This is a genomic window from Streptomyces sp. LUP30, from assembly GCF_001746365.1.
Taxonomy (GTDB): Bacteria; Actinomycetota; Actinomycetes; order Streptomycetales; family Streptomycetaceae; genus Streptomyces.
The window spans coordinates 57,172-79,426 of record NZ_MJAJ01000004.1; the positions used below are offsets into that span (position 1 = coordinate 57,172).

Annotated in this window: 19 protein-coding genes; 14 read left to right on the plus strand and 5 right to left on the minus strand. The window is 74.1% G+C overall.

Going from position 1 to position 22,255, the window contains the following annotated elements; genetic code table 11:
- Window positions 1-43: 43 nt before the first annotated feature.
- The 4 genes from BG482_RS05335 to hemW all read left to right on the plus strand — a co-directional run bounded on the left by BG482_RS05335 (window position 44) and on the right by hemW (window position 6,901).
- Window positions 44-1,918, plus strand: coding sequence for a long-chain fatty acid--CoA ligase (locus BG482_RS05335; protein ID WP_069767680.1), 1,875 nt, complete (start codon window positions 44-46; stop codon window positions 1,916-1,918).
- Between the two features lie 187 nt (window positions 1,919-2,105).
- Window positions 2,106-4,280, plus strand: coding sequence for a SpoIIE family protein phosphatase (locus BG482_RS05340; protein WP_069767681.1), 2,175 nt, complete (start codon window positions 2,106-2,108; stop codon window positions 4,278-4,280).
- A gap of 73 nt (window positions 4,281-4,353) precedes the next feature.
- A complete protein-coding gene (locus tag BG482_RS05345) occupies window positions 4,354-5,493 on the plus strand; it encodes a Dyp-type peroxidase (protein ID WP_107450367.1) in 1,140 nt (379 codons plus the stop codon).
- Window positions 5,494-5,668: 175 nt separating this feature from the next.
- Window positions 5,669-6,901, plus strand: coding sequence for a radical SAM family heme chaperone HemW (gene hemW, locus BG482_RS05350; RefSeq protein WP_069767829.1), 1,233 nt, complete (start codon window positions 5,669-5,671; stop codon window positions 6,899-6,901).
- A gap of 51 nt (window positions 6,902-6,952) precedes the next feature.
- Here hemW and BG482_RS05355 read toward each other — a convergent pair whose 3' ends face one another.
- Together BG482_RS05355 and BG482_RS05360 are read right to left on the minus strand one after the other, a co-directional pair.
- Complete coding sequence (locus BG482_RS05355; protein WP_069767682.1) at window positions 6,953-7,816, minus strand: DUF3097 domain-containing protein; 864 nt, start codon at window positions 7,814-7,816, stop codon at window positions 6,953-6,955.
- A gap of 42 nt (window positions 7,817-7,858) precedes the next feature.
- The gene (locus BG482_RS05360) at window positions 7,859-8,584 is read right to left on the minus strand and encodes an MBL fold metallo-hydrolase (protein ID WP_069767683.1); all 726 of its coding nucleotides are present in this window, start codon (window positions 8,582-8,584) and stop codon (window positions 7,859-7,861) included.
- A 160-nt stretch (window positions 8,585-8,744) separates the two neighbouring features.
- Between BG482_RS05360 and hrcA the strand changes: the two genes are divergently transcribed.
- From hrcA to BG482_RS05385, 5 genes are all read left to right on the plus strand, one after another.
- Complete coding sequence (gene hrcA, locus BG482_RS05365; protein ID WP_069767684.1) at window positions 8,745-9,761, plus strand: heat-inducible transcriptional repressor HrcA; 1,017 nt, start codon at window positions 8,745-8,747, stop codon at window positions 9,759-9,761.
- Window positions 9,762-10,898, plus strand: a complete 1,137-nt coding sequence (gene dnaJ, locus BG482_RS05370; RefSeq protein WP_069767685.1) for a molecular chaperone DnaJ — start codon at window positions 9,762-9,764, stop codon at window positions 10,896-10,898.
- Window positions 10,899-10,985: 87 nt separating this feature from the next.
- The gene (locus BG482_RS05375) at window positions 10,986-12,119 is read left to right on the plus strand and encodes a nitronate monooxygenase (RefSeq protein WP_069767686.1); all 1,134 of its coding nucleotides are present in this window, start codon (window positions 10,986-10,988) and stop codon (window positions 12,117-12,119) included.
- A complete protein-coding gene (locus tag BG482_RS05380) occupies window positions 12,116-12,862 on the plus strand; it encodes a 16S rRNA (uracil(1498)-N(3))-methyltransferase (protein WP_069767687.1) in 747 nt (248 codons plus the stop codon). Before BG482_RS05375 ends, BG482_RS05380 begins: the two co-directional genes overlap by 4 nt.
- A gap of 15 nt (window positions 12,863-12,877) precedes the next feature.
- Window positions 12,878-13,270, plus strand: a complete 393-nt coding sequence (locus BG482_RS05385) for a VOC family protein (RefSeq protein ID WP_069767688.1) — start codon at window positions 12,878-12,880, stop codon at window positions 13,268-13,270.
- On the opposite strand, the gene BG482_RS42380 is transcribed toward BG482_RS05385, so the two are convergent.
- Window positions 13,212-13,553, minus strand: a complete 342-nt coding sequence (locus BG482_RS42380; RefSeq protein ID WP_107450369.1) for a hypothetical protein — start codon at window positions 13,551-13,553, stop codon at window positions 13,212-13,214. The two genes, BG482_RS05385 and BG482_RS42380, sit on opposite strands and share 59 nt — an antisense overlap.
- A gap of 50 nt (window positions 13,554-13,603) precedes the next feature.
- On the opposite strand from BG482_RS42380, the gene BG482_RS05390 reads away from it, so the two are divergent.
- The 5 genes from BG482_RS05390 (at window position 13,604) to BG482_RS05410 (ending at window position 19,733) form a co-directional block, all read left to right on the plus strand.
- The gene (locus tag BG482_RS05390; protein ID WP_069767689.1) at window positions 13,604-14,104 is read left to right on the plus strand and encodes a hypothetical protein; all 501 of its coding nucleotides are present in this window, start codon (window positions 13,604-13,606) and stop codon (window positions 14,102-14,104) included.
- Between the two features lie 45 nt (window positions 14,105-14,149).
- On the plus strand, window positions 14,150-17,353 hold the full coding sequence (locus BG482_RS05395; RefSeq protein WP_079141606.1) for a S41 family peptidase: 3,204 nt from the start codon (window positions 14,150-14,152) through the stop codon (window positions 17,351-17,353).
- Window positions 17,354-17,457: 104 nt separating this feature from the next.
- Entirely contained in the window at window positions 17,458-17,811 is a 354-nt protein-coding gene (locus BG482_RS05400; RefSeq protein ID WP_069767691.1) for an HIT domain-containing protein, read from the plus strand.
- A gap of 6 nt (window positions 17,812-17,817) precedes the next feature.
- Window positions 17,818-18,723, plus strand: coding sequence for a ribonuclease Z (locus BG482_RS05405; RefSeq protein ID WP_069767692.1), 906 nt, complete (start codon window positions 17,818-17,820; stop codon window positions 18,721-18,723).
- 20 nt (window positions 18,724-18,743) lie between these two features.
- The gene (locus tag BG482_RS05410; RefSeq protein ID WP_069767693.1) at window positions 18,744-19,733 is read left to right on the plus strand and encodes an adenosine deaminase; all 990 of its coding nucleotides are present in this window, start codon (window positions 18,744-18,746) and stop codon (window positions 19,731-19,733) included.
- Between the two features lie 138 nt (window positions 19,734-19,871).
- Here the strand turns inward: BG482_RS05410 and BG482_RS05415 are convergent, their stop codons facing one another.
- Entirely contained in the window at window positions 19,872-21,173 is a 1,302-nt protein-coding gene (locus BG482_RS05415; protein WP_069767694.1) for a sugar MFS transporter, read from the minus strand.
- A gap of 174 nt (window positions 21,174-21,347) precedes the next feature.
- On the minus strand, window positions 21,348-22,130 hold the full coding sequence (locus BG482_RS05420; RefSeq protein ID WP_069767695.1) for an IclR family transcriptional regulator: 783 nt from the start codon (window positions 22,128-22,130) through the stop codon (window positions 21,348-21,350).
- Between the last annotated feature and the right edge of the window lie 125 nt (window positions 22,131-22,255).

Below are 22,255 nucleotides of genomic sequence, written 5' to 3' on the forward strand. Positions count from 1 at the left end.
CCGCAACGAGCCAGCCGCTCCGTCGCGGGCCCCGGAGGATGTCGTGAGCGACACACAGACACTGATCGAGAACCGTCCGCCGTCCGTCGCGGGCCTCTTCCTGGAGCGCGTGGCGGCCACGCCCGACGCGGAGGCCTACCGCTACCCCGTGCCGGCGGCGTCCGGCGAGGGACCGGACGCCTGGAAGTCGCTGAGCTGGGCGCAGTCCGCCGAGCGGGTCTACGCGATCGCGGCCGGCCTCATCGAACTGGGGGTGCGGGCCGAGCAGCGGGTGGCGCTGGCCGCCTCCACCCGGATCGAGTGGATCCTCGCCGACCTCGGCATCATGTGCGCGGGGGCGGCCACGACCACGGTCTACCCGCAGACCAACGCCGAGGAGTCGGCATTCATCCTCTCGGACTCCGAGAGCCGGGTGCTGATCGCCGAGGACGCCGCCCAGCTCGCCAAGGCGGTGGAGAAGCGCGCCGAGCTGCCCGCGCTCACCCATGTGGTCGTGATCGACCCGGCCGGTGTGGAGACCGCCGACTGGATCCTCACCCTCGACGAGCTGGAGAAGCGCGGTGCGGCCCGGCTGGAGAAGGAGCCCGGGCTGATCAAGGACCGCGTCGCCGCGATCACCTCCGACCAGCTCGCCACCCTCATCTACACCTCCGGCACCACCGGCCGCCCCAAGGGCGTGCGCCTGCCGCACGACAACTGGTCGTACATGGCGAAGGCGATCGCGGCGACGGGTCTGATCAGCGGCGACGACGTCCAGTACCTGTGGCTGCCGCTCGCGCACGTCTTCGGCAAGGTGCTCACCTCGGGCCAGATCGAGGTCGGGCACGTCACCGCCGTCGACGGCCGCGTCGACAAGATCATCGAGAATCTGCCGATCGTCCGGCCCACGTACATGGCGGCCGTGCCGCGCATCTTCGAGAAGGTCTACAACGGGGTCGCCGCCAAGGCCCGCGCGGGCGGCGGGGCCAAGTACAAGATCTTCCAGTGGGCCGCCGAGGTCTCCCGCGAGTACGCCAAGGCCGCGCAGGACAACTTCCGGCGCACCGGCAGCATGTCCGTCCCCTTCGGCCTGGGCGCCAGGCACAAGGTGGCCGACGCGCTCGTCTTCGCCAAGATCCGTGAGGCCTTCGGCGGCAACCTGCGCGCCTGCGTCTCCGGATCGGCCGCCCTCGCCCCGGAGATCGGCTACTTCTTCGCCGGCGCCGGCATCCACGTCCTGGAGGGCTACGGCCTGACGGAGTCCTCCGCCGCCTCCTTCGTCAACCCCGGCGAGGCCTACCGCACCGGCACCGTCGGCAAGCCGCTGCCCGGCACGGAGGTGCGCATCGCCGACGACGGCGAGATCCTGCTGCGCGGCCCCGGCATCATGGAGGGCTACCACAAGCTCCCGGAGAAGACCGCCGAGGTCCTGGAGGCCGACGGCTGGTTCCACACCGGTGACATCGGCGAGCTCTCGCCCGACGGGTACCTGCGCATCACCGACCGCAAGAAGGACCTGATCAAGACCTCCGGCGGCAAGTACATCGCGCCCGCCGAGGTCGAGGGACAGTTCAAGGCGGTGTGTCCGTACGTCTCCAACATCCTGGTGCACGGCGCCGACCGGAACTACTGCACGGCGCTCATCGCGCTGGACGAGCCGGCGATCCTCGACTGGGCCAAGGACAACGGGCTGGCCGGAAAGCCGTACGAAGAGGTCGTCGCCGCTCCCGCGACGGTCGAGCTCGTCGACGGATACGTCAAGCAGCTCAACGAGGGCCTCCAGCGCTGGCAGACCATCAAGAAGTTCCGGCTGCTGCCCCGCGACCTCGACGTCGAGCACGGCGAGATCACGCCGAGCCTGAAGCTGAAGCGGCCGGTCGTGGAGCGGGAGTACAAGCACCTCATCGACGAGATGTACGCCGGAGCGCGCGAGGCGTAGCGCGGGGCGTGGGCGGGGGCGGAATCCGAATGCTCGGATTCCGCCCCTCAACCGTGCGTCATCGAACATTCGCGTACACCCGCGCGCCATGCTTCGCGTCCAGGACGGCCCAGTTCGGTAACCCAGCGCTCATGGCCGGGACCGGTCTGTCACCCTGTGGGCATCCGAACCGTCCGGGGAGCTGCGCATGGGGGCCATTCCGACGCAACGGGAGACCGTCTCCCGGGCCGGCGGCGCGCCCGCGCACGCGCCCGGGCTCCCGTCGATCCGCGCCTCTCTGGCCGGGAGCCCCCTCGCGCCCGGCGCCGCCCGCGATCTGGTCCGCGCCGCGCTGACGGAATGGGCGGGAGCGGGCCGGCCGACGGCCGAGGAGCTCGGCGAGCGTCTCGCCCAGGACGCGATACTCGTCGTCAGCGAGCTCGTCACCAACGCCGTCGTGCACGCCGGCACCGATGTGGAGCTGGTGTGCCGCCTGGAGGAGGAGCCCGGCCGCCCCGACGGCTGTCCGGCGGTCGTCGTCGAGGTCGGCGACCACCATCCGTCCCGTGCCCCGCGCGACGACGCCGGCGAGACGCCGTACGAGATGCCGGAGTACGGCCGCGGTCTGCGCCTGGTCGCCACGCTCGCCGAGGCCTGGGGAGTGACGTACCGCAGGGGGACGAAGACGATCTGGGCCCGCCTGCTGCCCACGGCTGAGCCTCCGGACCCCACTTCCGACGCCGCCTTCGACCCGGCCCTCGATCCCGCCTTCGCCCCCGCGCTCGCCCTCGACTCCGCCCTCGACTTCGATCCGGGGTTCGGGCTCGGCGGTGACGAGCACGGTCCCACCGGCCCCGGACACGACGGCCTCCCGGATCTCGCCGGCCTCGGACACAGCGGCGTCGGACATGACGGCGGCGGGCACGGCGGCCCCGATGACGGCGGTCTCGCGGGGCCGTCGGTCCGCGGGCAGGCTCACCCGGCCGCAACCCCCGCGGCAACCGGCGCCTCTGCCTCGGCCTCTGCCTGTGCGTCTGCCTCCGCAGGCCGGCCCGCGGGCCTCGCGGCCGGGTCGCAGCCCGTCGCCCGGGGCGACCGGGACTGGCTCAACCGCGGCGCCCTCTCCTTCCTCGCCGAGGCCTCCGACCTGCTCGCCGGGCAGCTCGACGAGGACCTGGTGGCGGCGCTCACCGGACAGCTGGTCGTGCCGAGGCTCGCCGACTGGTGCGCGGTGTGGCTGGAGGACGAGGTCAGCGGGAGCGGCGAGTGGGCCGGCGGGCCGGGACCGCGGCTGGCCCGGGTCTGGCACGCCAGCGAGAACCGCATCGAGGAGCTGCGCGGGGCCCTGGAGAAAGGTCCCCCCTCCCCGCCCGACGGCGGTCCGCGTTCCGGGCCCGAGCTGTTCCCGTGGCCCGGCGCGGCGCTCGGCCCGCACGGCGCGTCGCTCGCCTACCGGTTGGTCGCCGGCGGCCGTCCGCTGGGCACGCTGGTGATCGGGCGCGCCGGACCGGACGTCTTCCCCGACGAGGTCACCGGGCTCGTCGAGGACCTCGGCCGCCGGGTGGCGCTGGCCATCGGGGCGGCCCGTCAGTACGCCCGCCAGGCCACCATCAGCGCCGTCCTCCAACGCGGGCTGCTGCCCGGCGCGGTCGCCGAGATCCCGGGCGTGCGCAGCGCCCTCGTCTACGAGCCGCGCGAGCAGGGCGGGCCGAGCGGCGACTTCTACGACCTGTTCCCGGCGGGGGACGGCCGCTGGTGTTTCGCGGTGGGCGATGTGCAGGGCAAGGGGCCGGAGGCGGCCGTGGTCATCGGTCTGGCCCGGCCGTGGCTGCGGCTGCTGGCCCGCGAGGGCTACGGCGTCGCCGACGTGCTGGACCGGCTCAACCAGCTGCTCCTCGACGACGCGACCGAGGCCGCCGACGCCGCCGCCCGCGCCTTCGTCGGGCCCGTCGTACCGGGGGAGGGCCCGCAGACCCGGTTCCTCTCCCTCCTCTACGGCGAACTGGCCCCCTTCGAGGGCGGCGTGCGCTGCACCCTGGCCTCCGCCGGACACCCGCTGCCGCTGCTGCTCGGCCCGGACGGCTCGGTCGCCACGGCCGGGCACCCGCAGACCCTGCTGGGAGTCATCGAGGACGTCGCCTACACCTGCGACAGCCTGCGGCTGCGGCCCGGCGACACCCTGCTGTGCGTCACGGACGGCGTCACCGAACGGCGGTCGGGCCTGCGCCAGTTCGACGACGAAGGCGGGCTCGCCACCGCGCTGGCGGGCTGTGTGGGCCTCGACGCGGACCTGATCGCGGAGCGGATCCGGGGCCTGGTCCACGCGTTCGGCGAACGGCCTCCCGAGGACGACCTGGCCCTGCTGGTGCTCCAGGCGGAGTAGCGCTCGCCCCGGCGACCGCGGGGTCGGGCGGGGGAGAACGGATGTCCGGCCCTGCGGATGTATCGTCCGGTTCGTGCCGAAGGCAACGAATGTCCCCATCGACGCGCCCCTGCGCCGGCGCGTCCTGATCGCCGGCGCGGGGCTCGGGCTCACCGCGACCGCCTGTACCCGTGCGGCCGGTCCGCCGCACCGGGGCGCCCCTGGGCCCGGCTCCGGCTCAGGTCCCGGTCGCCACGGCGTCCGCCAGGCCGGTGTGACGACGCCCCGGCAGGCCACCGTGCTGCTCCTGGCCTACGATCTCGATCCCGCCGTGCGCGGCGCGTCCGGCGCGCGGGCGCTGAAGGAGGTGCTGGGGGCCTGGACCGACGCGCTCGCCGAGACCCGGGAAGCGGACGCCTCCCAGGAGGCGCGGCTCACCGCCACGGTCGGCGTCGGCCCTCTGCTGCCCGCCCGCCTCGGTGTGTCGGCCCCCGCGGCCCTGCGCGAGCTGCCCTCGTTCCCCGGCGACCGCCTCGACCCCGCGCGCTGCGGCGGTGACGTGCTGGTGCAGCTATGCGCCGACGACTCCGACACGGCCGAGGAGACCGCCGAGTCCCTCACCCGGCTGGCCGGGGAGACCCTGCGTCCGCGCTGGCGGCAGTCCGGCTTCCTGCCGCCGTCCCCGGACGGCGGCGGTACCCCGCGCGACCTGCTCGGCTTCAAGAACGGCAGCGCGAACCCGAGCCTTGAGGAGTGCGAACGCTGGGTGTGGTCGGACGACGCCACCTACCTCGTCGTCCGCCGCATCCATCTGCGGGTGGAGGACTTCGCGCGGCTCGCCCCGCACCGCCAGGAGGAGATCGTCGGCCGGCGTCGCTCGACGGGCGGCCCGCTGCCGGGCGGCCCCGAGCACGCCGAGGTCGACGTCTTCGCCAAGTCCCCGAAGGGCCGGTACCTCACCCCGGCGCGCTCCCACGTCGGCGTGGTCAGCTCCCGGCACGACGACGGAGCCCGGATGCTGCGCCGCGGCTACTCCTACGCCGACGGCCCCACCGACCAGGGCCTGCTGTTCCTCGCCTTCATGCGGGACCCGGCGCTGTTCACCCGGGTACAGCGGCGGATGGCGACCCGCGACGAGCTCAGCGGGTTCACCGAGACGCGGGGCTCGGCGCTGGCCTACGTCCTGCCGGGGGCCGGTCCCGGGCGGCCGCTGGGCGCGGAACTGCTGGCCTGACAGCGCACGTCCCCCGGCCGGCGGCGCGGGCAGGACGCCGGGGACGTGAACCGATGCGCCGCGGACCGTCCCGGACGGGAACCGGCGACGTCGCGGACCGTCCCGGACGTGGGCCGACGGCCTCGCGGACCGGCTCGGACGTGGACCGGTGCGGACGTACGGGACAATGGACGACATGCCTTCCGCACTTCCCGACGGCGAGCCGGTCCCCGACGACGGCGCGCTCCCGGCGCACGCGCTCGCCGGCGCCGCCGACCGCCCCCTCGGGTTCTATCTGCACGTCCCGTACTGCGCGACCCGCTGCGGGTACTGCGACTTCAACACCTACACCGCGACCGAGCTGCGCGGCACCGGCGGCGTCCTCGCCTCCCGGGACAACTACGCGGACACCCTGATCGACGAGATCCGGCTCGCCCGCAAGGTCCTGGGCGACGACCCGCGCGAGGTCCGCACGGTCTTCGTCGGCGGCGGCACCCCGACCCTGCTGGGCGCGTCCGACCTGGTACGGATGCTCGGCGCGATCCGCGACGAGTTCGGGCTGGCGGCCGACGCGGAGGTGACGACGGAGGCGAACCCGGAGTCCGTGGACCCGGCGTACCTGGCGACCCTGCGCGCGGGCGGCTTCAACCGTGTCTCCTTCGGCATGCAGAGCGCCCGGCAGCACGTCCTGAAGGTCCTCGACCGCACCCACACCCCGGGACGTCCGGAAACGTGCGTGGCGGAGGCGAGGGCCGCGGGCTTCGAGCACGTCAACCTCGACCTGATCTACGGCACTCCGGGCGAGTCGGACGACGACTGGCGGGCGTCCCTGGACGCGGCGCTGGGCGCGGGCCCCGACCATGTCTCGGCGTACGCCCTGATCGTCGAGGAGGGCACGCAGCTCGCCCGCCGCATCCGCCGCGGCGAGGTGCCGATGACCGACGACGACGTACACGCGGACCGCTATCTGATCGCGGACGAGGTGATGTCGGCGGCGGGCTACGACTGGTACGAGGTCTCCAACTGGGCGACCTCGGAGGCGGGCCGCTGCCTCCACAACGAGCTGTACTGGCGCGGCGCCGACTGGTGGGGCGCCGGACCGGGGGCGCACTCGCACGTGGGCGGGGTGCGCTGGTGGAACGTCAAGCACCCCGGTGCGTACGCGGCGGCCCTCGCGGGCGGGCGCTCGCCGGGCGCCGGACGCGAGGTGCTCTCGAAGGAGGACCGCCGGGTCGAGCGGATCCTGCTGGAGCTGCGGCTGCGGGAGGGTGCGCCGCTCGCTCTGCTGCGGCCCGACGGGCTCGCGGCGTCCCGCAGGGCGCTCGGCGAGGGCCTGCTCCAGCCGGGCCCCTACGACGCGGGGCGGGCGGTGCTGACCCTGCGCGGGCGACTGCTGGCCGACGCGGTGGTGCGCGACCTGGTGGACTAGGGCCCGTCCGGGTGCGCCTCGGGCGGTCGCCGCGTTGCCGGGCGGCGGGCGTCAGGCCGGGGCGGTGACGAAGTCGATCAGTTCCTCCACCCGGCCCAGCAGCTCCGGCTCCAGGTCCTTGTAGGAGCCCACCCGCTTCAGGATCGCCTGCCACACCGCGCCGGTGTTCTCCGACGGCCAGCCCAGCGCCCGGCACACCCCCGTCTTCCAGTCCTGCCCGTGCGGTACGCGCGGCCAGGACCCGATGCCCACGGAGGCCGGTTTCACCGCCTCCCAGATGTCGATGTAGGGGTGGCCGACGACCAGGGCGTGTTCGCTGGTCACGGACTGGGCGATGCGCCATTCCTTGGTGCCGGGCACGAGGTGGTCGACCAGGATCCCGAGCCGCGCGTCCGGCCCGGGGGCGAACTCCGCGACGATCGACGGCAGGTCGTCGACGCCCTCCAGGTACTCCACGACGACGCCCTCGATGCGCAGGTCGTCGCCCCACACCTTCTCCACCAGCTCGGCGTCGTGCCGGCCCTCGACGTAGATGCGTCCGGCGCGGGCGACCCGGGCTCGGGCGCCGGGGACGGCGAGCGAGCCGGAGGCGGTGCGGGAGGGGCGCGCCGGCCCCGAGGCGGGTCTGACGAGGGTGACGGGCCGGCCCTCCAGCAGGAAGCCGCCCGGCTCCAGTGGGAACACCCGGTGTTTGCCGAAGCGGTCCTCCAGGGTCACCGTGCCCGCCTCGCAGCGGATCACCGCGCCGCAGAACCCGGTGCCGGGCTCCTCCACGACCAGACCGGGGTCCGCCGGGACCTCGGGGACGGGCTTCGGCTTCTTCCAGGGAGGGGTCAGGTCGGCGGAGTACGCACGGGGGCGCGGGCCCGAAGGACCCCCTTCGGAAGGGCGATGGCGGGAGACGGGTGGGCGCATTCGGATGACGATAGGAGAATCCGCGGGGCGGGGGGCACACGGTCAGCGCGACACGCCGAAACGGGCCGCCAGGGCGTCGCGTTGGGCCCGCACGAACGCGGCGTCCACCACCGCCCCGTGACCGGGCACGTACACCGCGTCCTCGCCGCCGAGGTCCAGCAGGCGGTCGAGGGCGGCGGGCCAGCGGCCGGGGACGGCGTCGGGTCCGGCCTGCGGTTCGCCGGACTCCTCGACCAGGTCGCCGCAGAACACCACCTCCCGTGATCCGGCGGCTCCGGGGACGAGGACCACGAGGTCGTGGGCGGTGTGGGCGGGGCCGACGTTGGCGAGCAGGACCTGCCGGCCGTCGCCCAGATCGAGGGTCCACTCGCCGCAGACCAGATGCCGGGGCCGCACGAGCGTGTCGGCGGCCTCGGTGGCCGCCGTCTCGTCGAGGCCGTTGCGCACCGCGTCCGCCCGCAGCTCCCCACCCGGCACCGCGTCCGCACCCACCGCCCCGAAGACCTCCGCGCCCGCGAAGGCCTCCGCACCGAACACATGGTCGAAATGGGGGTGGGTGAGCGCGAGATGGGTCACACGCGCGCCGGTGAGCTCCTCGGCCTGGGCCCGCAGTCGCGCCCCTTCCGCCAGGCTGGACCCCGCGTCCACCATCAGCACCGCGCCCGCCCCGACGACCAGCCCCGCCGTGCAGTCCCAGCCCGGCAGCCGCACCCGGCCCACCCCCGCCGCGAGCCGCTCCCATCCGAGCTCTTCCCAAGTCACCGTCATACCGCGACGCTAGCTGGACAACGCCCCGCGAGGAGCCGACCTTGCCCTGGGTGTACCCCACAGCCGTACACTGGGCCGGGGACGCTGGCACTCGGATGTGAAGAGTGCCAGACGCCAGGCCCAGGGGACTGGGGGACGAGATTCTTGGAGGTGCGCGCGGATGCTGAGTGAACGCAGGCTCCAGGTTCTGCGCGCCATCGTCCAGGACTACGTCGGCACCGAGGAGCCCGTGGGGTCGAAGGCGCTCACCGAGCGTCACAACCTCGGCGTGTCCCCGGCGACGGTCCGCAACGACATGGCCGCCCTGGAGGACGAGGGGTACATCGCGCAGCCGCACACCAGCGCCGGGCGCATCCCCACGGACAAGGGCTACCGGCTGTTCGTCGACAAGCTGGCCGGCGTCAAGCCGATGACCGGCCCCGAGCGGCGGGCCATCCAGAACTTCCTCGACGGCGCCGTCGACCTCGACGACGTCGTGGCCCGGACGGTACGGCTGCTCGCGCAGCTCACCCGCCAGGTCGCCGTCGTGCAGTATCCGTCCCTGACCCGTTCGACCGTGCGGCACGTGGAGCTCCTCTCGCTCGCGCCCGCGCGTCTGATGCTCGTGCTGATCACGGACACCGGGCGGGTCGAGCAGCGGATGGTGGACTGCCCGGCGCCCTTCGGGGAGTCCTCGCTGGCGGATCTGCGCGCGCGGCTCAACAGCCGGGTCGCGGGCCGCCGGTTCTCCGACGTGCCGCGCCTGGTGGAAGATCTGCCGGACGCCTTCGAGGCGGAGGACCGCGGCACGGTCACGACGGTGCTCTCCACCCTGCTGGAGACGCTCGTCGAGGAGAACGAGGAGCGGTTGATGATCGGCGGCACCGCCAATCTCACCCGCTTCGGACATGACTTTCCCCTCACCATCCGGCCCGTCCTGGAGGCCCTCGAGGAGCAGGTCGTGCTCCTCAAGCTCCTTGGCGAGGCGGGGGATTCGGGCATGACCGTACGCATCGGTCACGAGATCGCCCATGAGGGACTCAACTCCACTTCCGTGGTGTCGGTCGGTTACGGTTCGGGCAGCGAGGCAGTCGCCAAACTGGGCGTGGTCGGACCGACCCGCATGGATTACCCGGGAACGATGGGAGCGGTACGAGCGGTGGCACGGTACGTCGGACAGATCCTGGCGGAGTCGTAAGTGGCCACGGACTACTACGCCGTTCTCGGCGTGCGCCGCGATGCGTCGCAGGAAGAGATCAAGAAGGCCTTCCGGCGGCTCGCGCGCGAGCTGCACCCGGACGTCAACCCCGATCCGAAGACCCAGGAGCGGTTCAAGGAGATCAACGCCGCTTACGAGGTGTTGTCGGATCCGCAGAAGAAGCAGGTCTACGACCTCGGCGGCGATCCGCTCTCCCAGTCGGGCGGCGGCGGCGCCGGAGGCTTCGGAGCCGGCGGCTTCGGGAACTTCTCCGACATCATGGACGCGTTCTTCGGCACGGCGTCCCAGCGCGGTCCGCGCTCGCGCACCCGCCGCGGCCAGGACGCGATGATCCGGCTGGAGATCGACCTCGAAGAGGCGGCCTTCGGCACGACCAAGGACATCCAGGTCGACACGGCGATCGTCTGCACCACGTGCAGCGGCGAGGGCGCGGCCCCGGGCACCACCGCCCAGACCTGCGACATGTGCCGCGGCCGCGGCGAGGTGTCCCAGGTGACGCGGTCGTTCCTGGGCCAGGTCATGACCTCGCGGCCGTGCCCGCAGTGCCAGGGCTTCGGCACCGTCGTCCCGACGCCGTGCCCGGAGTGCGCGGGCGACGGGCGGATCCGCTCGCGTCGCACGCTGACGGTGAAGATCCCGGCCGGCGTCGACAACGGCACCCGCATCCAGCTGGCGGGCGAGGGCGAGGTCGGCCCCGGCGGCGGCCCCGCCGGCGACCTGTACGTGGAGATCCACGAGCTGCCGCACGCGCAGTTCCAGCGGCGCGGCGACGACCTGCACTGCACGGTGACCCTTCCGATGACGGCGGCGTCCCTCGGCACCAAGGTCCCGCTGGAGACGCTGGACGGCCTGGAGGAGGTCGACATCCGGCCCGGCACCCAGTCCGGTCAGTCGATCCCGCTGCACGCCCGGGGCGTCACACATCTGCGGGGCGGCGGCCGCGGCGACCTCATCGTGCACGTCGAGGTCCAGACGCCGACGAAGCTCGACCCGGAGCAGGAACGGCTGCTGCGCGAGCTGGCCAAGCTGCGCGGCGAGGAGCGGCCCACGGGCCAGTTCCAGCCCGGCCAGCAGGGGCTGTTCTCGCGGCTGAAGGACGCGTTCAACGGGCGCTGAGCGGTGCCGGGGGGCGGCCCCCGGCGCCCGCGGGGCACGGTGAAGGGCCGATTCGGACTTGTTCGGAGGACGTGACAACATGCCGTCATGTCCTCCGCGCTGACCGATCTCTTCCCGCACCCGATCGTGCAGGCCCCCATGGCGGGCGGTGTCTCCGTGCCCCAGCTCGCCGCCGCCGTGGCCGAGGCCGGCGGGCTCGGTTTCCTCGCGGCCGGATACAAGACGGCCGACGGCTTGTACCAGGAGATCAAGCAGCTGCGGAGCCTGACCGGCCGTCCCTTCGGCGTGAACCTCTTCATGCCGCAGCCCGAGTATCCCGGTGCCGGTTCCGGCTCCCAGGGGGCGGCGGGCGTTTCGCTCCCCGCCGCGGGCGCCATAGAGGTCTACGCCCACCAGCTCGCCGGTGAGGCCGCCTGGTACGAGACCGAGCTCGGCGACCCGGACAGCGGCCGCGACGACGGCTACGACGCCAAGCTCGCGGTGCTCCTGGACAACCCGGCGCCGGTCGTGTCGTTCCACTTCGGCGTCCCCGGCGGCGACACGCTGGAGTCCCTGCGGCGCGCGGGAGCCTTCACCCTGGTCACGGCGACCACCGCCGAGGAGGCCGTCGCGGTGGAGCGGGCCGGCGCGGACGCGGTGATCGTGCAGGGCGTGGAGGCCGGCGGTCACCAGGGCGCCCACCGCGACAACCCGGAGTCCGACGGCTGCGGCATCGGGCTGCTCTCCCTGATCGCCCAGGTCCGCGAGTCGGTGCGGCTGCCGATCGTCGCCGCCGGCGGTCTCATGCGCGGCAGCCAGATCGCCGCGGTCCTCGCGGCGGGCGCGAGCGCGGCCCAGCTGGGCACCGCGTTCCTCGCCACGCCCGAGTCGGGCGCGCCCGCCGTGCACAAGCAGGCCCTGACCAACCCCCTCTTCGTGCGCACCGAGCTGACCCGCGCCTTCTCCGGCCGCCCGGCCCGCGCCCTGGTCAACCGCTTCCTGCGCGAGCACGGTCCCTACGCGCCCGCCGCCTACCCGGAGGTCCACCACCTGACCGCGCCGCTGCGCAAGGCGGCCGCCAAGGCGGGCGACGCGCAGGGCATGGCGCTGTGGGCCGGACAAGGGCACCGGATGGCCCGTGAGCTGCCCGCCGGGCAGCTCGTGGAGGTCCTGCTGGCCGAACTCGCCGAAGCGCGGACAGCGTTGTCGCGCTTCCCGGCCGGTGACGGAGGCCGGTCATGACCGCCCCCGTCTTCGTCGTCGACGAACTCCCGGACTCCCGCTCCGCGTTCGTGCTGGACGGCCCCGAGGGCCGGCACGCCGTCTCCGTGAGGCGGCTGCACGCCGGCGAGGAGGTCGTCCTCACCGACGGCGCCGGACGCTGGGCTCGGGGCGAGGTCGTCACGACCGAGGGCAGGGACCGGCTGGTGCTGAGCCTGGGGGAGGTGACCGAGGAGCCCGCCGAGTCGCCCCGGATCACCGTCGTCCAGGCGTTGCCCAAGGGCGACCGGGGCGAGCTGGCCGTCGAGACGATGACCGAGACCGGCGTCGACGCGATCGTGCCCTGGGCGGCCTCGCGCTGCATCACGCAGTGGAAGGGCGAGCGCGGACTGAAGGCGCTCGCCAAATGGCGGGCCACCGCCCGCGAGGCCGGCAAGCAGTCGCGCCGGGTCCGCTTCCCCGAGGTCGCCGAGGCGTCGACGACCAAGCAGGTGGCGGCACTTGTCGCCCGGGCCGACTTCGCCGCCGTCCTGCACGAGGACCGCGCCTACCCCAGCGAGCCCCTGGCGACCGCCGAACTCCCCTCCGCGGGTGAGATCGTGCTGATCGTGGGACCCGAAGGCGGGGTGTCACCCGAGGAGTTGGCGCTCTTCGAGGAGGCGGGCGCGAAGGCCCACCGCCTCGGCCGTAGCGTGTTGCGCACGTCGACCGCCGGAACGGCGGCGACCGCCCTGCTGCTCGGCCGCACCGGCCGCTGGTCCTGACTCCCCGGGGGACACGTGGAACTCGCCCAAGTCCGGCTGCTCGTCACCGACTTCGCCGCCTGCTACCGCTTCTACGCCGACACCCTCGGCCTCAAGCCCCAGTCGGGCGCGGCGGACGGGCCGTACGAGAAGTTCAGCCCCGCCGCCGGCTCGGCCGGCATCGCCCTGCAGGACCGGGCGATGATGGCCGCCGTCCTCGGCGAACTGGGCGACGCGGCCAGCGGGCACCGCTCCCTGGTGGTGCTGCGCGTCGACGACCTGGACGCGTACTGCGCGCAGATCGTCGCCCGGGGCGCGGTCCTGCTGCGGGGTCCGGCGCCGATGACCGACCGGATGCGCGTCGCCCACCTCAAGGACCCGGAGGGCAATCTGGTGGAGCTTCAGCAGTGGCTGCTGCTGCGCGGCTGAGCGCGACCGCCGTCACGACTGCCGGGAAGAGCCCCCAGCCGTCCGACTCCCCGTCCACGTGCAGCAGTTCCCGCTCGGCGGCCTCGGCGGCCTCGGCGGCCTCGGCGGCCTCGGCGGCCTCGGCGGCCTCGGCGGCCTCGGCGGCCTCGGCGACGAAGGCGCGCACCACGCCGGGTTCGTGAAGGCCGAGGCGGTGGTCGCGGTCGCCCACGCCGCCGCCGTGCCGGTACCCGCCGCCACCCGCGTAACGCCCCCCACCCACGGTGGTACCCGCGCGGAACATGACCGCATCCGGGCTACCGGGCCGGCCGCCCGAGTGGCACGCTGCCCTCCATGGGGGCATCGAGACGTATTTGGCTTGTCCCGGCGACGGCCGTGGCCGCGCTGGGCGTCGTGGCGTGCGAGCCCGGCGGGCTGAGCAGCATGTCGATCGCGTACACCACCGACCAGGCGGCGACCGCGGAGATCCAGCGGCGGGACGTGCACGTGCGCTGGCTGACCTGCACGGCACGCTACGAGGGCCAGGGCAGGGCGGGAGCCACCGCCTCGGTCGACTGCCGGGGCAAGACCGACGACGGACGGGACGTCACCGTCACCGGAAAGGTCACCCGGGCGGTGGAGGGATCCTGTGTGCGCGGGGACCTGACCGCCGTCGTGGGCAAGAAGCAGCTGTTCCGGGTGAGTGGGCTCGGCGACTGCAAGTCCGCGACGCCGTCGCCCGTGGGCCAGTCGCCGGGCGGACCGGCCGGCACGGCGCGGCCGGACGTCCGGCCGACGGTCACCGTGACGGTGACCGTCACCGAGACCGTGCATGCGGGCACCGCGGGGAAGTGATCGAAACCCCTGACCAGCCGCCGCGCCGGTGCCTACAGTGATGCGGTGACCCAGCCCGCGACGCCTGCCGCGTATCTCAGATTCCCGCACCTGCACGGAGAGTCGGTGGCCTTCGCCGCCGAGGACGACGTGTGGCTCGCGCCCCTCGGCGGCGGCCGCGCCTGGCGGGTCAGCGCCGACAACGTGCCGGTCTCCCTGCCGCGCATCTCGCCCGACGGTTCCACCGTCGCCTGGACCTCCACCCGCGACGGCGCCCCCGAGGTGCACATCGCCCCCGTCGACGGCGGCCCCTCGACCCGGCTGACGTACTGGGGGAGTTGGCAGACCCGGGTACGCGGCTGGACCCCGGACGGCCAGGTCCTCGCCGTCAGCAGCCACGACCAGGCCACCCTGCGCCGCACCTGGGCGCGCGCCGTCCCCGTCGACGGCGGCCCGGCGACGACCCTGCCCTACGGGCCCGTCGGCACCGTCGCCCACGGCCCGCACACCGTTGTGCTGTCCGCGTCGATGGGCCGCGAAGCCGCCCACTGGAAGCGCTACCGGGGCGGCACGGCGGGCAAGCTGTGGATCGACCGGGACGGCGAGGGGGAGTTCGTCCGGCTCCACGAGGACCTCGACGGCAATGTCGAGTGCCCGGTGTGGGCGGGCGACCGGCTCGCGTTCCTCAGCGACCACGAGGGCACGGGCGCCCTGTACTCCTCCCTGGCCGACGGCTCCGACCTGCGCCGGCACACCCCGCTCGGGGGAGGCTTCTACGCCCGCCAGGCCGCCGGCGACGGCACCCGCATCGTGTACATGTCCGCGGGCGAGCTGTGGCTGCTCGACGACCTGGACGGCGCCGAACCGCGCCGGCTCGACGTCCGCCTCGGCGGCCAGCGCGTCGACCGCCGCCCCCACCCGGTCGCCGCCTCCCGCTGGCTGGGCGGGGCGGCGCCCGACCACACCGCGCGCGGCAGCGTCGTCGAGGTGCGCGGGGCCGTCCACTGGGTCACCCACCGCAGCGGGCCCGCCCGCGCGCTCGCCGCCGAACCCGGCGTCCGCGCCCGGCTGCCGCGCGCCTTCCGCACCGAGGGCGAGGAGTGGGCGGTCTGGGTGACCGACGCGGAGGGCGAGGACGCGCTGGAGTTCGCCCCCGCCACCGGACAGACCCCGGGTGCCACGCCGCGCCGGCTCGCCGCCGGACGGCTCGGCCGGGTCCTGGAGCTCGCCATGGCGCCCGACGGCAGCCGGGCCGCCGTCGCCGCGCACGACGGACGGCTGCTGCTCGTCGAGCGGGAGACCGGCGAGGTCCGCGAGGTCGACGCCAGCCCCGACGGCGAGGTGTCCGACCTGGTCTTCTCCCCCGACTCGGCCTGGCTGGCATGGTCGCACCCCGGCCCGCGCCCGCTCAGTCAGCTCAAGCTCGCCAATGTCACCGACCTGTCGGTCACCGAGGCCACTCCGCTGCGCTTCCGGGACTACGCGCCCGCCTTCACCCTCGACGGCAAACACCTCGCGTTCCTCTCCACCCGTGCCTTCGACCCGGTCTACGACCAGCACGTCTTCGACCTCTCCTTCGTGGCCGGCGCCCGCCCGCACCTGATCACCCTCGCGGCGACGACCCCGTCCCCCTTCGGCCCGCAGCGGCACGGCAGGCCCTTCGAGGCTCCCGACAAGGAGGAGACGCCCGACAGCGAGGGAACCCCGAGCACCCGGATCGACCTCGAGGGCCTCGCCGACCGGATAGTCCCCTTCCCGGTCGAGGCCGGCCGCTACTCGGGGCTCGCCGCGGCCAGGGACGGCGTGCTGTGGCTGCGGCACCCCGTGCGCGGTGTCCTCGGCGCTTCCCGGGCCACCCCGGACGACCCCGATCCGCACACCGAGCTGGAGCGCTACGACCTCGCCCAGCAGCGCATCGAGCACCTCGCCGCCGACGCCGACGGCTTCGAGGTCAGCGGCGACGGCAAGCGGCTGCTGCTGTGGACCGACGGCAAGCTCAAGGTCGTCCCCAGCGACCGGCGCGCGTCCGGCGACGAGGACAGCGACGGCAACGTCACCGTCGACCTCGGCCGCATCCGCCACGTCGTCGACCCCACCGCCGAGTGGCGGCAGATGTACGACGAGAACGGCCGGATCATGCGGGACAACTTCTGGCGGCCGGATCTCGGCGGGGTCGACTGGGACGGCGTCCTGGACCGCTACCGGCCCGTGCTGGAGCGGGTCGCGACCCACGACGACCTCGTCGACCTGCTCTGGGAGGTGCACGGCGAGCTCGGCACCTCGCACGCCTACGTCATGCCGCGCGGCGGTCGCGGCCACGGCGCCCGGCAGGGGCTGCTGGGCGCCGACGTCTCCCGGCACGAGGACGGCACGTGGCGCGTCGACCGCGTCCTGCCCTCGGAGACCTCCGACCCCGACGCCCGCTCCCCGCTCGCCGCACCCGGCGTGGCGGTGCGGGCCGGCGACGCGATCCTCGCCGTCGGCGGACAGCCGGTCGACCCGGTCACCGGGCCCGGGCCGCTGCTCGTCGGCGCCGCGGGCAAGGTCGTGGAGCTGACGATCTCACCGTCCGGCGGCGGCGAGCCCCGGCATGCCGTCGTCGTGCCCGTCGCGGACGAGGAGGCGCTGCGCTACCACGCGTGGGTCTCCGACCGGCGGGCGTACGTGCACGAGGCCTCGGGCGGGCGGCTGGGGTATCTGCACGTGCCCGACATGCAGGCGCCGGGATGGGCCCAGATCCACCGGGACCTGCGGGTCGAGGTCGCGCGCGAGGGGCTGATCGTGGACGTCCGGGAGAACCGGGGCGGGCACACCTCCCAGCTCGTCGTGGAGAAGCTGGCCCGGCGGATCGTCGGCTGGGACGTGCCGCGCGGGGTGCGGGCCTCCAGCTATCCGGAGGACGCGCCGCGCGGGCCCGTCGTCGCTGTCGCCAACGAGTTCTCCGGGTCCGACGGGGACATCGTCAACGCGGCGATCAAGGCGCTCGGGATCGGGCCGGTGGTCGGCACGCGCACCTGGGGCGGGACGGTCGGGATCGACAGCCGGTACCGGCTGGTCGACGGCACGCTCGTCACGCAGCCCAAGTACGCGATCTGGCTGGAGGGGTACGGGTGGGGCGTGGAGAACCATGGCGTCGACCCGGACGTCGAGGTGGTGTGCGCCCCCCAGGACCACGCGGCCGGCCGGGACGTCCAGCTGGACGAGGCGGTGTCCCTGGCGCTGGCCGCCCTGGAGTCGACGCCCGCGAGGACGCCCCCTTCGCTGCCGTGACCGCACCGCCGCCGCCCCGTGGGCACGCGAGAGAGCGGGCTCGGGGCGGCGGCCCCCGGATACGATGCCCCCGTACTGATCGACTTCGTCGGAGGAGGACCCGCATGGCAGGGGAACCGCAGGACGACTGCCTGTTCTGCAAGGTCGTCTCGGGGACGATCCCCGCGACGATCGTGCGGGAGACCGGGACGACCGTCGCCTTCCGGGACATCAACCCGCAGGCGCCCACCCACGTCCTGGTGATCCCGAAGGCGCACTACCCGGACGCCGCGGCCCTCGCCGCCGCGGCCCCGGAGCTCGCCGCGGACGTTCTGCGCGAGACGCGGGCCGTCGCGGAGGAGGAGAAGCTGGAGAGCTACCGCACCGTCTTCAACACCGGCGCAGGCGCCGGCCAGACGGTCTGGCACGCCCACGCCCACGTCCTGGGCGGCCGCGGCCTGCACTGGCCCCCCGGATAGGCCGTCGTGTCCGTACGCGAACTGGTGGTGCTCGGCACGGCCAGCCAGGTCCCCACCCGGCACCGCAACCACAACGGCTACTTCCTGCGCTGGGACGGCGAGGGCGTCCTCTTCGACCCGGGCGAGGGCACCCAGCGCCAGATGGTGCGGGCCGGGGTCGCCGCGCACGACATCCACCGGATCTGCGTCACCCACTTCCACGGGGACCACTCCCTCGGCCTGGCCGGCGTCATCCAGCGGATCAACCTCGACCAGGTCCCGCATCCGGTCACCGCGCACTATCCGCGCTCCGGACAGCGCTTCTTCGACCGGCTGCGCTACTCGACCGCCTACCGTGAGACCGTCGGCGTCACCGAGGCCCCCGTGGACACGGACGGCGTCCTGGCGACCGCCTCCTCCTACCGCCTGGAAGCGGCCCTGCTCTCGCACCCCGTCGAGTCCTACGGCTACCGGCTCGTCGAGCCCGACGGGCGCCGCATGCTGCCCGAACTGCTGGCCGCGCACGGGGTGCGGGGACCGGACGTGGGCCGGATCCAGCGGGAGGGCTCCGTCGGCGGGGTGTCGCTGGACGACGTCAGCGAGGTCCGCCGCGGACAGCGGTTCGCGTTCGTCATGGACACCCGGCTGTGCGAGGGGGTGCACGCCCTGGCCGAGGGCGCCGATCTGCTCGTCATCGAGTCGACGTTCCTCGACGAGGACGAGCGGCTCGCCGTCGACCACGGGCATCTGACCGCCGGTCAGGCGGCCCGGGCGGCACGGGACGCGGGGGTGCGGCATCTGGTCCTCACGCACTTCAGCCAGCGCTATTCCGAGCCCGAGGAGTTCGAACGGCAGGCGCGGGCGGCCGGGTTCGAGGGCGAGCTGACCGTGGCGCACGACCTGCTCCGGGTGCCGGTTCCGAAACGCCGGTGAGGCGGCCGTACGATGCTTTGATGCCCATCCCCAAAGCTGAACTGCACCTGCATATCGAAGGCACCCTGGAGCCCGAGCTGGCTTTCGAGCTGGCCGCCCGCAACGGGGTCGAGCTGCCGTACGCCGACACCGAGGCGCTCCGTGAGGCGTACCGGTTCGAGGACCTGCAGTCCTTCCTCAACCTGTACTACGAGCTGATGGCGGTCCTGCGCACCGAGCGGGACTTCGAGGACCTCGCGAACGCCTACCTGACCCGGGCGGCCGCCCAGGGCGTGCGGCACGCGGAGATCTTCTTCGACCCGCAGGCCCACCTCGCGCGGGGCGTCGGCATGGGAACGGTCGTGGAGGGGCTGTGGCGGGCGCTGGGCAGCAGCGAGGACGTCCACGGCGTCTCCACCCGGCTGATCCTCTGCTTCCTGCGCGACGAGTCCGCCGAGTCGGCTCTGGAGACGCTGGACGCGGCGAAGCCCTACCTCGACCGGATCATCGGCATCGGGCTGGACTCCGCCGAGGTCGGGCATCCGCCGGTGAAGTTCCGCGAGGTGTACGAGGCGGCGGCCGCGCTCGGGCTGCGGCGGGTGGCGCACGCCGGTGAGGAGGGGCCGCCGCAGTACATCACCGAGGCGCTGGACGTCCTCGGCGTCGAGCGCGTCGACCACGGCCTGCGCTGCATGGAGGACCCGGCGCTGGTGGAGCGGCTGGTGCGGGAGCGGATCCCGCTGACCCTGTGCCCGCTGTCCAACGTACGGCTGCGCACCGTCGACGTCCTCGCCGAGCACCCGCTGCCGGCCATGCTCGACGCGGGGCTCGTGTGCACCGTCAACTCCGACGACCCCGCCTACTTCGGCGGTTACGCCGGCGACAACTTCGACGCCGTGCGCACGAGCCTCGGCCTGAGCGAGGAGCGGCTGCGCGAGCTGGCCCGCAACTCCTTCGTCGCCTCCTTCCTGGAGGACGACGAGGAGCGGCGGGCGCGGTGTCTCGCCGAGGTCGACGCCTACACCTTCTGACCGGTCCGCCGCCCGGGACGGGTCCCGCCCGGGACGGGTCCCGACCGGGTCCGGGTACCGACCGGGTCCGGGTACCGACCGGGTCCGGGTCCCGACCGGATCCGGGTACCGACCGGATCCGGTACGCGCGGTCCACCGTCAGATCGCGGACCCGGCTCCGGACCCGGGCGCGGCGCCCGCCGGGCGGGGGCCGGCGGTGTCGTACGCGTCCTGGACGGGCAGGGCCGGGGCCTCCACCGGGATCTCGACCACCTCGACCGGCAGCTGTTCCGCCGCGCCGCCCCTGCGCAGGACCCCGCCGGCGAGCAGCGGCCGGCCGCCCGTGTGCCGGGCGACGGCCGTCATCGGCACGGCGACGACGAGCAGCCCGGCCGCCAGCACCAGCCCCATCACCGGGAACCCGGTCCGCGCGGACAGCACGCTCCCGGTCAGCGGCCCGGCCGCCGTGCCGAGCGAGGAGGCCGATCCGACCAGCACCGCCCAGCGGCCGCGCCGGTCCAGTGAGGCGGCGAGCCCGATCAGGTACGACAGCACGATCGGGTACAGGACGTTCCAGGCGATCTCGCCGGCCGCGAAGCTCAGCGGCCCGGTCGCCGAGGCGGCGGCGACGACGCACCCGGCGATCAGCACGGTCCCCACGCCGATGGGCGCGGCCCGCCCCAGCCGTGTGCCGAGCGCGCTCGCGCCCAGCACGCCCATCAGCCCGGCCCCCAGGGCCACCGCGAAGACGACGCCCACGGCGGCCTCGGACAGATGGGCCTGGGTCAGGCTGATGCGTCCGCTGACGCCCCAGAGGGAGTTCTGGACCAGCGACCAGCAGGGCATCGCGGCGGCCAGGACGAGGCCGGAGCGCAGGTGGGGAAGTCGGGCGCGGTCCTCGGCGCGGGTGCCCGCGCCGGCCGTGCGGTCGGGCAGCCGCCCGGTCAGCGGCCACACCGCCAGCGCGGTGAGCGCGATCGCGGCCAGCGGCTGCCCGTGCCCCGCGCCCAGGTGCGGGACCGTCAGATAGACGGCGCCCGCGAGCGCGGAGACCGCGAGCAGGCCCAGCGTGGAGGTGCGGTGCGGGTCCGGCTGGGCGGCGATCCGGGTGGCGGCGACCGTGGTGACCGTGCCGGAGCCGATCCCGCCGAGGACCGCGCCCACGACGACGGCCGGCACGTCGCCGGCGAGGGCGGCGCCGCCGTATCCGAGGACGGCGAGGACCAGACCGAGGCGGGCGAGGGTGCGCGCCCCGGTCCGCTCCACGCGGGAGGCGAGCAGGAAGCCGGCGCAGGCCGAGCCGAGTAGCAGCGCGCTGCCGACTGCGCCGGCCTGGGTGGCGGACAGCGGGAGCCCGGCGTCCAGTCGGCCGACCACGGTCGGCAGGAGATAGGGGGCGAGGTACCCGGCCGTGAAAAGGGCGACGGCGGGCCAGGGCACGGTGGTGCGAGGGGCGAACACGGGCGTTCCAGGGCATGCGAAAGGGGCGGCACGAAAAGGGGGTTGGGCGCCGACCGTCGACGGACAGGAACGCGCGGGCAATTTGTATCAAGCACGCGGTTCGAGAAGAAGCCCGGGGTGGGTGATCTGGATCACCTCGCGTTTGGGGCGGCGATCGCCGGGTAGGAGCGCGCGTTACCGCCAGTCGGCGCCGCCGCCGGAACCGGGCGCCGTCGCCTCGATCTTGGCCCTGATCTCCCGCATCACCGCGACGATCCGCTCCTCGTGCTCCGGCGTCAGCCGGGCCACCGGCACCGAGCAGCTGATCGCGTCCTGGGCGGGGACGTCGTAGCGCAGGGCGAAGCCGAAGCCCACGATGCCGAGGACGCCCTCCTCGCGGTCCACGGAGTAGCCGCGCGCCCGCACCTCGGCGAGGTCGGCCAGCAGCGCCTCCCGGCTGGTGCGGGAGTGCGGGGTGAGCGCCTCGTAGGGGCCGTCGGGCAGGTCGTCGTCCGGGCGCCCGGCGAGCAGTGCCTTGCCGAGCGCGCCGGCGTGCGCGGGCAGCCGCCGTCCGACCCGGCTGATCGTGCGCAGGTACTCGTGCGACTCGCGCGTCGCCAGATAGGCCACGCTCCGGCCGTCCAGTCGCCCCAGATGGATCGTCTCGCCCAGCGCCTCGGACGCCTCGTCGAGGTAGGGCCGCACCAGGCGGACGCGCGGGTCTGAGTCGAGGTAGCTGGTGCCGGTCAGCAGTGCGTGGATGCCGATGCCGTAGAGCGAGCCGGTGGCGTCCGTGCGCACCCAGCCCCGGCCGATCAGGGTCTGCAGCAGCGCGTACATCGAGCTGCGCGGCACCCCGAGCTCGTCGGCCAGCTCCTGCAGCCGGGCCGGCCGGTCCGCGCGCGCCGCGAGCAGTTCCAGCAGCTCGACCGTGCGTGCCGCGGACTTCACCTCGCGGACGCCCCCTGTCTCCGACATGCGCCGATGGTAAGGGCCGGAGCGGCTCCATTGACGGGCGGCGTTCGTGTATCTAACCTCCATCTTCATACATGGATGACGTCTACATAGGGAGATGGGCGCGGGTGGGCCTCGACGGAGACGCG